Source organism: Betaproteobacteria bacterium (assembly GCA_009377585.1).
Taxonomy (GTDB): Bacteria; Pseudomonadota; Gammaproteobacteria; order Burkholderiales; family WYBJ01; genus WYBJ01.
The window spans coordinates 1-12,635 of sequence record WHTS01000151.1; the positions used below are offsets into that span (position 1 = coordinate 1).

General features: G+C 65.7%; 12 protein-coding genes. 6 read left to right on the forward strand and 6 right to left on the reverse strand.

What is annotated here, in order from left to right; translation table 11 throughout:
• Nucleotides 1–167: 167 nt before the first annotated feature.
• Together GEV05_27765 and GEV05_27770 are read right to left on the reverse strand one after the other, a co-directional pair.
• Nucleotides 168–1,220, reverse strand: a complete 1,053-nt coding sequence (locus tag GEV05_27765) for a DUF45 domain-containing protein (protein ID MPZ47092.1) — start codon at nt 1,218–1,220, stop codon at nt 168–170.
• On the reverse strand, nt 1,186–2,184 hold the full coding sequence (locus tag GEV05_27770) for a WYL domain-containing protein (GenBank protein MPZ47093.1): 999 nt from the start codon (nt 2,182–2,184) through the stop codon (nt 1,186–1,188). Before GEV05_27770 ends, GEV05_27765 begins: the two co-directional genes overlap by 35 nt.
• A 368-nt stretch (nt 2,185–2,552) precedes the next feature.
• Here GEV05_27770 and GEV05_27775 point away from each other — a divergent pair, with 368 nt between their 5' ends.
• Together GEV05_27775 and GEV05_27780 are read left to right on the forward strand one after the other, a co-directional pair.
• Nucleotides 2,553–3,293 (forward strand): TSUP family transporter, encoded by a 741-nt coding sequence (locus GEV05_27775; protein MPZ47094.1) that lies wholly within the window; start codon nt 2,553–2,555, stop codon nt 3,291–3,293.
• 324 nt (nt 3,294–3,617) lie between these two features.
• The gene (locus GEV05_27780; protein MPZ47095.1) at nt 3,618–5,081 is read left to right on the forward strand and encodes an aldehyde dehydrogenase family protein; all 1,464 of its coding nucleotides are present in this window, start codon (nt 3,618–3,620) and stop codon (nt 5,079–5,081) included.
• 112 nt (nt 5,082–5,193) lie between these two features.
• Here GEV05_27780 and GEV05_27785 read toward each other — a convergent pair whose 3' ends face one another.
• Nucleotides 5,194–5,685 carry a flavodoxin family protein gene (locus tag GEV05_27785; protein MPZ47096.1) on the reverse strand — a complete coding sequence of 164 codons (492 nt, stop codon included), beginning with the start codon at nt 5,683–5,685 and terminating at the stop codon, nt 5,194–5,196.
• 70 nt (nt 5,686–5,755) lie between these two features.
• Entirely contained in the window at nt 5,756–6,733 is a 978-nt protein-coding gene (locus GEV05_27790) for a D-2-hydroxyacid dehydrogenase family protein (GenBank protein ID MPZ47097.1), read from the reverse strand.
• Between the two features lie 254 nt (nt 6,734–6,987).
• Here GEV05_27790 and GEV05_27795 point away from each other — a divergent pair, with 254 nt between their 5' ends.
• The 4 genes from GEV05_27795 (at nt 6,988) to GEV05_27810 (ending at nt 10,793) form a co-directional block, all read left to right on the forward strand.
• Entirely contained in the window at nt 6,988–7,356 is a 369-nt protein-coding gene (locus tag GEV05_27795; protein MPZ47098.1) for a hypothetical protein, read from the forward strand.
• Between the two features lie 119 nt (nt 7,357–7,475).
• Nucleotides 7,476–9,044, forward strand: coding sequence for a gamma-glutamyltransferase (locus GEV05_27800; protein ID MPZ47099.1), 1,569 nt, complete (start codon nt 7,476–7,478; stop codon nt 9,042–9,044).
• Nucleotides 9,041–10,054 (forward strand): gfo/Idh/MocA family oxidoreductase, encoded by a 1,014-nt coding sequence (locus GEV05_27805; protein ID MPZ47100.1) that lies wholly within the window; start codon nt 9,041–9,043, stop codon nt 10,052–10,054. Before GEV05_27800 ends, GEV05_27805 begins: the two co-directional genes overlap by 4 nt.
• Nucleotides 10,055–10,067: 13 nt before the next feature.
• Entirely contained in the window at nt 10,068–10,793 is a 726-nt protein-coding gene (locus GEV05_27810) for a hypothetical protein (GenBank protein ID MPZ47101.1), read from the forward strand.
• Here the strand turns inward: GEV05_27810 and GEV05_27815 are convergent.
• On the reverse strand, nt 10,777–11,751 hold the full coding sequence (locus GEV05_27815) for a tripartite tricarboxylate transporter substrate binding protein (protein MPZ47102.1): 975 nt from the start codon (nt 11,749–11,751) through the stop codon (nt 10,777–10,779). The two genes, GEV05_27810 and GEV05_27815, sit on opposite strands and share 17 nt — an antisense overlap.
• Nucleotides 11,752–11,957: 206 nt before the next feature.
• Nucleotides 11,958–12,635 (reverse strand): prolyl oligopeptidase family serine peptidase (locus GEV05_27820; GenBank protein ID MPZ47103.1); only part of this gene is annotated, 678 nt, incomplete at its 5' end.

Genomic DNA, 12,635 nt, shown 5'->3' on the forward strand with positions numbered 1-12,635 from the left:
CCCCCAACCCCTCTCCCGGGGGGAGAGGGGAGCGTCGCGTCCGTATTGGACTGTCGTCCAATACGGAACGATCAATAGGCTTCTGGGCTCCCGCCTCCGCGGGAGGTCGCTTCCGCTACAGCGGGAGGGACGCCAGGGCAATCATCGAAAATGACTTGGCTGCCGGATCACGCAAGTGGCGCGATCGGGTGCTCGCTGTTGGCCCAGCGCGGGACGTAGTCGCGCGCATCACGCATTTCCCGCTCGGCCAAGCGGTACTCGGGGCAGTGCTTCTCGACCAGCGTCCAGAACCGCGCCGAGTGATTCAGGTGCACGGTGTGGCAGAGCTCGTGCACGAGCACGTAGCGCGTGAGGTGGTAGGGCAGGAACAGAAGCGCCGCATTGAGCGAGATCGCGCCTTGCGCCGAGCAGCTGCCCCAGCGCGAGCGCTGGCGGCGGATCGATGCACGGCGATACGACAAGCCCGTGCCGCGGCTCAGCGCGGAAAGCAGCCGCGGCAGATGCAGCTCGGCCTGCACCACCAGGAAGCGGCCGAGCAAGTGACGGCCCAGCGCCTCGTCTTCCACCGGTCCCTGGATGTCGATCAGCCCAGGCCGATGGTAATTGATCGAAAGCCGCCGGGCCGACGTCGCGTGCGCGCGTACTTCCCATTCGAGATCGACGGCGCGAAAGTGGATGCGCTCGGGCAGCTGCCACACGGCCGATGCCAGCAGCTCTTCGCGCTGCGGGCGCACGCGCTCCAGCGCACGCTGAATCCAGGCCGACTTCTCGTTCAGGACTTCGGGCAGCTGCTTGCGATTGAACCAGCGTGGCACCACGATCTCGAGGCCGCGATGCGGGCTGACGCACAAGCGCACGACGCGAGCGCGCGGGCTGACGCGCAAGGTATAGTCGAAAGCGGTTGTATCCGTCATCGTTGTTGGTGATCGTTCGGACAGGCTCGTCTGCGCCGCAAGTTTAGACCAGACTCGCCCATCGCGCGCACGCCATTCCGCGAGCTCGTGAGATCTGCGCTTGCACTGGTGGACCTCGCGAAAATTGATGCGGAATTGAACCACCCGTCCGCGACATCGTCGCGTCCCGCCCGCCCTGCGCGCAAAGCGCTTCGGGCGTTCGTCCGGGCATGGACACACGTTAAGTGTGTCCATGCAGCCGTCCTCACTCTCGACGAGGAGGGGAAGAACATCATTTGTGCGGTAAAGCGGCGGCCGATCCGGCATAGCGCGCCTGCATGTCGTCGAGCATACGCTTCATCGTCTCGCGCAACTGCGCCGGCGCGAGCAATTCCACTTCGGCGCCATGACGCAGCACATCCATCAGCAGCTCGCGCGGATCGCTATAGGGCACCTCGAGCACGAACGAGCCGTCGCGTTCGAACCGGGTGCGCTGTTGTGGGTGCCACTGCTCGGCGCTCACCCAGCGCGCACGGCTGCGCGTGAAGCGAAGCGTGGCCCATGCGACCGCTTCGCCGGAGAAAATGCCATATCCCGTTCCGAGCACCGCGTCGAGACGCTCGTCTGGGATCTCTGCAGCCTGCGCTTCGAGCATGTACGCGTCGCGGATCGCATCGACCGAGAAGCTGCGCAGGTCTGCGCGCAGATGGCAGTAGGCATCCAGATACCAGTTGTCGCGGTAGTGCACGAGCCGCTGCGGCGAGATCTCGCGCTCGGTTTCGTCGCCGCGCCCGCGGGCGTAATAGCGGATCGCGAGCCGGCGGCGCTGGAGAAGCGCCAGGCCCACGCGCTCGAAATGCTCCAGCGTCATCTCGCGTGCCGCCATGCCGAGAATGCGCACGCGCTTTCGCAGCTCGTCTTCGTCGTGTCCCGCGCCCCCCAACGCGGCGCGCAGGCGCTCGGCGACTGCGGACACTCTCGGGGCGATGACGCTTCCAGTGCGCAGGTTCGAAACCAGGTGCTGCAAGGTGAGCAGGGCATGGATCTCGGCGGGACTGAACCACAGGCCGGGAAGCGCGTAGCGCGAGTCACCCGCTTCGGCCGCGAGCCGGTAACCGCCGCGCTCCCGGTCGAATTCGATCGGTGCATGCAAGCGGCTTCGCATGTACTCCAGGTCGCGCTTGAGCGTCGCGCGCGACACTTCCAGGCGTTCAGCGAGCGCTGCGAACGAAACGACTTCGCGCTCACGCAACATGCGGTCGATGATATAGAAGCGTTCGGTGCGGTCCATTGTCTTGACGACTGCAGGGCAAGCCGATGGCGCGGACTATAATCGGCGCATGACCCGGTCGACAACGAGAAAGAAGCTGCCCGCGCCGCGCGGTGCGACGCAGCCGCCGATTTCCCCTTCCAGGAGCGCCGCGGCTTCGCGCTTGCAGGCGCAGACGCGCAAGCAGCTCGGGAAGCACTATCGCGCGAAGTACGGCGTGAAGTGAGCGCGGCACGCTACCGGCACGTGCCGAATCCTGCCCGGCCGCTCCCGGTCGCGGTCTACCGCGACCTCACTCAGCGGGTCGCGGTAGACCGCGGCCTCGCTCAACGGGTCGCGGTTTACCGCGGCCTCGCTCAACGGGTCGCGGTTTACCGCGACCGCGCTCGATGGACGCGCTGAGCCCGCTCGACCTCGCCTACTTCGTCGCCGTGATGGTGCTGTCGTTCTCCGTGCGCGGCAGTGCCGGCTTCGGCGGCTTGAACGCACCGCTGCTGATGGTTGTCATGCCGGCCAAGACCATCGTGCCGGCGCTCGTCATGCTCGGCATCCTGTCGTCGATGGCGATCGTCGTGCGCGACTACCGTTATATCCGCTGGCGATCGGTTTGGCAGACGCTGCCCTACGGTGTGGTCGGTATCGCAGCTGGCCTTTGGGTCTTCAAGAGTCTCGATACGCGCTTCATCGAGAAGGGCCTGGGGCTTTTCATTTTCTGTTACGGCGTCTACGCGCTCTGGCGCATCGCGCACCCGCCGCGGCCGATACGCATTGCGCCCGCCATCCTGGCGGCCATCATGGGGACCACGTCCGGAGTGGTGGGCACCATGTTCGGCGCGCTCGCGGGCATCTTCGTCGCCGTTTACCTCGACGTCTTGCATCTGCCGAAGCACGAATTCCGCGCGACCATGGCGGGCACGCTCATGCTCATGGGCATCGCGCGCACGGCTGGCTACGTGTCGGTCGGCGCGGTGGATTACGAGGTGCTGATTACTTTTGCGGTCGCGCTGCCGCTCATGGCGATCGGGGTCGTGCTGGGCCATCGCATGCACGCGATGCTGAATCAACAGGGCTTCGGCCGACTCGTCGGCGTGCTGTTCGTGCTGATCGGCACGTTTCTGTTCGTGCGTTGAGAGAAACCACACCACCCCGTCGGCTGCGCCGACACCCCGCCTCGTGAGAGCGGGGAAGCGAAACTCCCCTCCTTTCCAAGGAGAGAGGGCGGGACGCGACAGTTGTCGCGGACGGGGTGGTCTACCGCGCGCCCAATCTTCTCAACCAGCGTTGGCGTACGGCCACGACGAGTCCCAGCTCGTCGCCTATGGGCATGGGACCCAAACGCATAGAATGGATGCTCGATGCTGCGCGAACGCGTTCGCCACGGCAAGTGAATCGCGCGGCGGCCAACCTGCAGGAGGACGAGCATGGACGGAGACTCGCAACAGCTGAAGTACAGGATGTGGATCGGCGGCGAGTGGGTCGATGCGGCATCGGGCGAATGCTTTCCGTCCGACAATCCGTTCCTGGGCAAGCCCTGGGCGTCGATTCCGAAGGGCGGCGCGGAGGATGCGGATCGCGCGGTGCGTGCGGCGCATCGTGCGCTCACCACGGGGCCGTGGCCCAAGACGAACGCTTCTCAGCGCGGTGCGCTGCTGCGCCGGCTCGGCGATCTCATCGCACCCGAATCGAAGCGCCTGGCCGAGATCGAAGTGCGCGACAACGGCAAGCTCTACGCCGAGATGAGCGCGCAGACCGCGTACATGGCGCAGTGGTACTACTACTTCGGCGGCCTGGCCGACAAGATCGAAGGCGCGGTCATCCCGATCGACAAGCCGGACACGTTCAACTACACGCGCCATGAGCCGGTCGGTGTGGTCGTTGCGATCGTGCCGTGGAACTCGCCGCTGCTGCTCACGGCCTGGAAGCTCGCGCCGGCGCTGGCCGCCGGCTGCACGGTGGTTATCAAGCCCTCCGAGTTCACGTCGGCGTCCATACTCGAATTCGCCAAGCTGGTCGAGCAGGCCGGGTTCCCGCCGGGCGTGGTGAACATCGTGACCGGATTCGGGGCCGACATCGGCATGCCGCTGGTCGAGCATCCGCTCACCAACAAGGTTGCCTTCACCGGCTCCGAGCGTACCGGCAGCCTGGTCTATCAGCAAGCGGCCAAGAATCTCAAGCGCGTCACCATGGAGCTCGGCGGCAAGTCGCCGAACATCGTGTTCGACGACGCCGAGATCGACAACGCCATCAAGGGCGTGATCTCGGGCATCTTCGCCGCCACCGGCCAGACCTGTATCGCCGGATCGCGTCTGCTGGTTCAGAAGAGCATTCACGATCAGTTCGTCGAGCGCCTGGTCGAGTTTGCCAAGACGGCGAAGATGGGCAATCCGATGCATGCCGATACTCAGGTCGGGCCGGTCACCAATCCGCCGCAATACAAGAAGATCCTCGACTACATGGAAATCGCCAAGGGCGAGGGCGCCAAGGCCGCGCTCGGCGGATCGAAGGCAACCCGGCCCGAGTGCGGGGAGGGCTGGTTCGTCGAGCCGACCATCTTCACCGGCGTGAACAACCGGATGCGGATCGCGCAGGAAGAGGTGTTCGGTCCGGTGCTATCGGTGATTCCGTTCGAGGACGAGGACGAGGCGGTCGCGATCGGCAACGACGTGGTGTTCGGGTTGGCAGCCGGCGTCTGGACGCAGAGCATGCGGCGGGCATTCCGCATGGCCGAGCAACTGCAGGCCGGCACGGTGTGGATCAATACCTATCGCGCGGTGAGCTACCTGTCGCCGTTCGGCGGCTACAAGCGCAGCGGCATCGGGCGCGAGAGCGGGCAGGAGATGATTCAGGAATACCTGCAGACCAAGAGCGTATGGATCTCGCTCGCGACCGAAGTGCCGAATCCGTTCATCATGCGCTGATGTGGTGAATCGTAAATTCGTCGTATTCGTCATTCCCGCGCAAGCGGGAATCCAGTACGAGACCCCGCCTGGACCCCCGCGTTCGCGGGGGTGACGAATCTGACCCAGGACACTAGTAGATCCCCAGGGCAAGCCCGGCGGCGAGCGCGCCGCCGACTTGCTCGCAGCGCTCCAGATCGGCGGCGCCGATCGTTTTCGGCGCGAGTATCGCCTCCGGCGTCTGCGCGCGAGTGCAAACGATGACCGGCTCGGCGATTCGCTTCAACCGCCAGCCGGTGCAGATGCGGTCGATCTGGCGCACGGCGTTGTGCCCATCGCTGCCCGCGCAGATCAAGACGGCGTAGGGTCGCCCGCCGATCCGGTCGAGCACCGGATAGTAGGTCCGGTCGAAGAAATCCTTCATTTTTCCGGCCATGGCCGCAAGATTTTCCGGCGTTGCGAACAGGTGACCGTCGGCTTGCAGCACATCCTCGGGCCCCGCGTCCTGCGCACGCAGCAATCTCGCCTCGATGTCCGCTTCGGCCGCGGCAGCGCGATGAGCCGCCTCGGCCATCTGCCGCGTTCCGCCCGTGAGCGAATGGAATACGATCAGAACGGTCTTCATGTGCGGGGGTGAGCGAACACTCCGCTTCGTGTCCGCGTGACTATTCGCATGTCGCGAGCGCGCGCAGCGTTTACCGGGGCCGGGCGAGCACCTCGGGATTGACGACGTTGCGCGGCTCGCCGCGTGCATACGCGACCAGGTTGTTGAATGCTTCGCCGAAATAGAGCTCGAACGTGTCGTGCTCGGCCCAGGCAATGTGATGGGTACAGACGACATTCGGCATGGCGAGCAGCGAATGGTTTGCCGCCATGATCGGCTCGCGTTCGTACACATCGACGGCGGCAAACCCCGGGCGGCCGGCGCGCAACGCTTCGACCAGGGCGCCATCCTCGATCAGTGCCGCGCGCGCGGTGTTCACGAACAGCGCGGTTGGCTTCATCCGCGCCAGGTCCTCGCGCGCGACGATGCCGCGTGTTTGCGGCGTCATGCGAACCAGCAGGCAGAGCACGTCGGAGCGTTCGAACAGCTCTGCTTTGTCGCGAGCGACTTCGTAACCGGCCTCCCGCGCGCGCTGCGCCGAGGCTTCCTGCCCAAACACCAGCACGTTCATGCCGAACGCGGCGCCATAGCGGGCGACCAGCGACCCGATCATGCCGAGGCCGAATATCCCCAGGGTGCTGCCGCAAAGGCGGTGCGAAAGCGTCGAGGGCCATTCACCCCGCTTCATGCGTTCGACTTCTTCCGGCACGTGCCGGCGCGAGGCCAGCACCAAGGCCCATGTCATTTCCGCCGGCGCGATGGGCGAGGCATTCGTGCCCGCCATGACGACGATCCCCTGCTGCGTGCACGCGTCGAGATCGATGTGCCGAGTGCTGCGCCCGGTCTGGCTGATGACTCGCAGATTGGGCAGCTGCTCGATCAGCTCTCGGGGGAAGCGGCTTCGCTCCCGGATCGGCACGATCGCCTCCGCAGCATGCAATCGCCGGACAAGGTCGGAAACATCGGCGGCGGGTTCCCGGTAACGAACGACCTTGTGGCCAGCGAGCGCAGCGTAGCAGCGAAGCTCATGGACCACGTTCTGATAGTCGTCCGGAATGGCGATTTGCATGAGAAAAGCTCGACATACAGTTGAGCGGATTATATCGATCGCGCGCCGCGACTCGTCTTTCCGCGCGCGGGCCCCATATTCGCTTGCGCGATGTGACGTATCGCCATTCGCGCGCTACGGTTCATGCGCATAATCGACTTCGACACGGAACTTCGTTTGCGCCGCACCGATCGTAACGGTTCCCGCAGAGTACGCGGGGCAATAGAGCTCAGGGTCGCCGCTACGGCTGAAATCACGCATTGGGAGATGGGATCATGATCAGGACTGCCTACAACAACCGGTTTCGTGACCACAAAGGCGCTCAGGCGCGCACGCAGCGTCCGGGCGGACGTCGCGACCCGGCGGGCCGGCGCGAACATGCGGGCCGGCGCGAAACGGCGACCGTCGTGCATCCCTGGATGTCGCTGCCCGATCGCCTTGCCGCCGCGCAGGCCGCGATGCGTGAGCTGGCCGGTCACGGCGCATTCAAGTGCCCCTTGGGGGAAAACTTGACGCCGCCGGCTCATCAGGCGACGCCGCCTGCGGCTGCGGAATCGAAACCGCGCACGAGCGGCGTGAACGTCATCATCCGCAAGCGCCGTCTGCCCGCCAGCGAAATATCGCCGCTGGTCAACGCCGGCTAGCGTCTGGGCTGATGTGAACGCCCTTGGCCGGTGCATGCTCGGTAGGCGCCAGCCGCCATAGCCAAGGCGCGAGAAAACCCTTCGGTATAATCGGCCGCATCGCCTAAGCGGAGCGGCCGATGCACCGAGTCCAGAACTGGCAAGTCTCCAAGCCGCTGATCCGTTCCGGCCGCGGCATCGTATCGAGCCAGAATCGCATCGCCGCCGAAGCGGGTGCGCAGGTGCTCGCCTCGGGTGGCAACGCGATCGACGCGGCCGTCGCAACCGGCTTCGCCTTGGCCGCATGCGAGCCCTGGAACAGCGGGCTGGGCGGCGTCGGCTACATGCTGATCGCGCTGAAGGGCGCCGAGCATGTGCAGGTGATCGATTTTTCGCCCATCTCGCCGCGCCGGCTCGATCCGGCCGATTTTCCGCTCACCGGCGGCACCAAGCAGGAGCTGTTCACCTGGCCTGAGGTCGTCGACGATCGCAACGTGCACGGTCCGATGTCGATCGCCGTTCCGGGCCAGGTCGACGGCATGGGCCTCGCGCTCGAGCGCTTCGGTACCAAGAGCTGGATGGAAGTCCTGTCGCCGGCGATCCGGATCGCCGAGCAGGGCATGGCTGTCGATTGGTACCTGACGCTCAAGGTCGCGACCATGGCGCGCGAGCTGGAGCGCTATCCGTCGACTCGTGCCGTCTGGCTGCCCGATGGGTTTCCACCCGTCACGCCGGTCGGAAGTCCGCTCACGCGCCTTTGCCTCACTGGACTGGCCGAGACGCTGAAGCAGCTGGCGCGAGCCGGCCGGCGCGATTTCTACGAAGGCGCCCTGGCCCGCGCGCTGGTGGCCGACTTCAAAGCGCTCGGCGCCATTGTCGATGCGGACGATCTGGCCACGTATCGTGCGCAGCTCGCGGCGCCGACAGCGTCGATGTACCGGGGCGCGGAGGTGTCGGCTGCGCCGCGCCTCACCGCGGGACCGAGCATGCAACGCGTGCTGGAGGGCTTGTCGCGCCACCGTTTCAGCGGCAAGTCGCCGGACGGCGACGCCTTCGTGGCCTATGCACGCGAGCTACGGGCCGCGTTCGAAGATCGGCTCAGCAACATGGGCGACAGGGCCGATCCGCGTGAGCCTGGCTGCACATCGCACTTCAACGTCGTCGACCGCGATGGCAACATGGTGGCGGTTACGCAAACCCTGCTCTCGGTGTTCGGCTCGCGGCTGGTGTTGCCGTCCACCGGGATCGTTATGAACAACGGCATCTTCTGGTTCGATCCGCGGCCCGGCGTGCCGAATTCGATAGCACCGGCAAAACGTCCGCTCACCAACATGTGTCCGGTCCTGGTGCGCAAGCAGGGCCGGAATGCGTTTGCGCTCGGCGGCTCGGGCGGGCGCAAGATCTTCCCGGCCGTGCTTCAGCTCACTTCAATGCTGTTGGACTACGGCATGGCGCTGGATGTGGCCTGGCATACGCCGCGTATCGATGCCAGCGGCGGCGATACGGTAGGCATCGATCCCCGGCTCGCGCCCGACGCGCGGGCGGCGCTCGAGCGCGAATTCCAGTTGAGCGAAACCGAGCTCGTGGTCTATCCCACCAACTTCGCGTGTCCGAGCGCAGTGGCACGCGACTGGGACAGCGGCGAGAACTGCGGCATCAGCGATGTCATGTCGCCGTGGTCGGGCGCGGTTTCCGAGGAGATGGTATGACAGCAGGTCGAGAGGGTCGGATGATCAACGCCGCGATCGTCGGCCTGGGCGGCTGGGGCCGCAACCTGGTCGAGCACGTTCAGGGCATGAGCCCGAAGATCCGCTTCGTGGCCGGATGTACCCGCACGGTGGACAAGGCGCGCGAGTTCGGCGAGCAGAAAGGCTTTCCGATCACCGCGGATTACGCGGCGATCCTGGCCGATCCCGCGATCGATGCGGTCGTGCTCGCCACACCGCACAGCACGCACGCGGAGCAGGTGACGCAGGCGGCGCGAGCCGGCAAGCATGTCTACTGCGAAAAGCCGTTCACGCTGAGCCAAGCGAGCACCGAGGCGACGCTGAAGTCCTGCGCCGACGCGAAAATCACCCTCATGGTCGGCTACAACTGGCGCTACCAGCCGGCGCTGCAGGAAGTGAAACGCATGATCGAGGACGGCCGCCTCGGACGCGTGCTGCACATCGAGGGCAACTTCAACGGCCCCAGCGTCTATCGTTATGCCAAGGAACACTGGCGGCCGTCGCGCGACGAAGGACCGGCGGGGGGGATGACAGGCCGCGGCTGCCACGTGGTCGACGCCATGATCTATCTCGCTGGAAAAGTCGATTCGGTCTACGCCATGAGCAAGCGCATGGTGCTGGATTACGGACTGGACGACACCACCTCGATGCTGTTCACCTTCGAAGCCGGCGCCAGTGGTTATCTCGCGACCATCATTGCGACGGCCGAATCCTGGCGACTGCAAATATTCGGGTCGAAGGGCTGGGCGGAGATGGGATCGATCCCGCATCTGACGACCTGGACGCTGCGACGCAGTTTCGTCGGCCAGCCGATGGAGACGGTCGAGTTCCGTGGGCTTTCCACCGAACGAGCGGAGCTGGAGGCCTTTGCCGATGCGATTGTCGCCGGCAAAGCGCTGGTGAACGATGCCGGCGAGGTGATCAACAATGCCGCCGTGCTGGATGCCGTGGTGCGCTCGGCGCAATCCGGCAGCCGCGTCACATTGACTTGAGGCCGCGCGCCGCATGACGACCGGTCGCGGCGTGATGGCAGTCTGGAATGACCTCGAGCCGGGTCACGAACCGGCGTTCGAGTCCTGGTATCGGCGCCAGCACGTACCGGAGCGCTTGGGTGTACCCGGATTCCAGGAGGCGCGGCGCTACGCTGCGCTGCAGGGCTCGCCGCGCTACTGCGCGTTCTATTGGTTGGACTCGATCGCGGTGCTCGCTTCGCCCGCCTATCGCAGCCGGCTTGCAAATCCCACCGCGTGGACCCGGCGCATGATGCCTCGCTTCCGCAACATGGCTCGCACCCCGTGCGTCGTTGCGATCGACAAGGGCGCAGGATGCGGCGGGGCGATGAGCTGGATCGCCGCGATCGGTCGCACCGAAGCGCAATCGGCTGCGCCTCCGGACGGCCTCGGCGAAATGTTCGACGCTTGCCTGCGGGACCCGGCCTGCGTCCGGTTGCAACTCTGGACCTGCGATCGGTCCGTCGCGAGCCTCGACAACCCGGAAGCGCGGTTCCGAGCCAACCACGATGTTCTCGCCGACTGGATCGTCTGTATCGAGACGGCGGACGAACACTCGGCGGCAGAACATGCCGGCGCCATGGCCGCACGCTTGCGCAGCGAAGCGCCGCAACTGAATCTCCGCGCCGCGCCGGTCTACCGGTTGCTCTGGCGCATGCAAGCGACAGAAGCCCCGGCGCCCTGCGCGGACGAAGACGGTGCCGTCACCGCTGGGGCATGACGCCCGCCTGCTTGGCGACCTTCTGCCACTTGCCGGACTCGCTGCCCATGAAGGCGAGAAACTCCTCTGGCGTGCTCGACCGCGGCTCGAGTCCCTGGTCCATGAAGCGTTTCTGCACGTCGGGCAGGGCGATGATGCGAACGATCTCGCGGTTGAGCCGGGCGACGATAGCGCGCGGCAGCTCGGCCGGTCCGGCTATGCCGTACCAGGTGACGACTTCGAAGCCAGGCAGCGTTTCGGCCACCGCGGGAACGTCGGGAATCACCGGGGAACGCTTCGATCCGCCGGTGGCGATGATTTTCAGTTTGCCCGCCTTCACCAAACCCAAAACCGACGGCATGCTGTTGAACATGAACTGCGTTTCGCCCGCGACCAGACCGGTGATCGCCGGGCTGGTGCCTTTGTACGGCACGTGCACGATATCGATTCCGGCCATCGCCTTGACCAATTCGCCGCCCAGGTGATTCGGACTGCCGGTGCCGACCGAGGCGAAGTTGTAGGCGCCCGGCTTGGCCTTGGCCGCGGCGATCAGTTCCTTCATGTTGGTGGCCGGAAACGAGGGATGTGCAACCAGGATCTGCGGGCTGATGACCAGCAAACTGATGGCGGCGAAATCCTTCACCTCGTACGGCGGCTTGGGTGCGACCAGCGGTGCGATCACCATGCCGCCCCCGGTGGCGAAGAGCAGCGTGTAGCCGTTCGGCGTTGCCTTCGCACCCAGCTCATGTCCGATCATTGCGGCCGCGCCGGCGCGGTTGTCCACGACCACTTGCTGGCCGAGCGATTCGCTGAGCTTCTGCGCGACCGTGCGGCCGACGAAATCGGTCGGTCCGCCGGCCGGATAAGGCACGATGAGTCGAAGCGGCCGGGTCGGATATTCCTGCGGCTGCGGCTGCGGCAGTGAAGCAGAGACCGAGACAAGCAAAGCCCAAGCGCGCCATGGCGCGCCGTGTGTGATTTTCCAACGTCAAACCTCCAATGTGAAGAAACGATTCCCAGGTGCTCATTTACCTGGGCATTACACCCTCTCGGGCCGCTGGCGCGCGCCGCAGCGCGGGCAGATGCGCTGCCGGCGCGCCAATACGAAGCCGCAATCGAAGCAGCGGCGCAGCCAGTTCGCCATCGGCCAATTGCTGGCGGTGACTTTCGGCAGCCCGATTCCGGCTAGCGACTGCGAACGAGCTTGTCCTCCAGCCAATCGTACATGGTGGCTGCGCCGAGCGAGAGATAATCGCGCTGGCAATGCTGCGCGCCGCCTTCTTCGGCGGTGAAGACGCGCAGCGTCTTGTCCGGCGATCCCGAAGCCTTGTGCAGCGCCTGCGCGTCGGCGAGCGGCACCTGCTCGTCGTCGGCGCCGTGCGTGATGAGGAACGGGCAGCGCATCTTCTGCACCACGCCGTCCAGCCGGAACGGCTCGAGGCGCTTCAGCGCCTCGTCCGTCGAGTCGACGCCCAGGATCCACATGATGTGATGGCCGGGCACCGACATCGATGCCTTGAACGAGGCCTCGATGCGCCGCTTCCAGGTGGCGTGGTAGTCCCAGATCGCGCCCCAGGCCACGCATGCGGCGAAGCGCGGCTCCATCGAGGCGCAGCGCGGCGCATAGTAGCCGCCGAGGCTGATCGCCATCACTCCGATGCGTTTGGCATCGACGTCGGCGCGGCGCTCGAGGAAATCGACGCACGCGCTGCCGGCGACCTCATAATCGTGGCGCAGATAGTAGTTGCGGAAGCGAATTGCCTCGCCCGTGCCGGGACCGTCCATGACCAGGCACGACATTCCGCGCTTGACCAGATCCTCGACGCCGCGGCCGTATTGCAGCTCCTTGGTCACGTCGAGCCC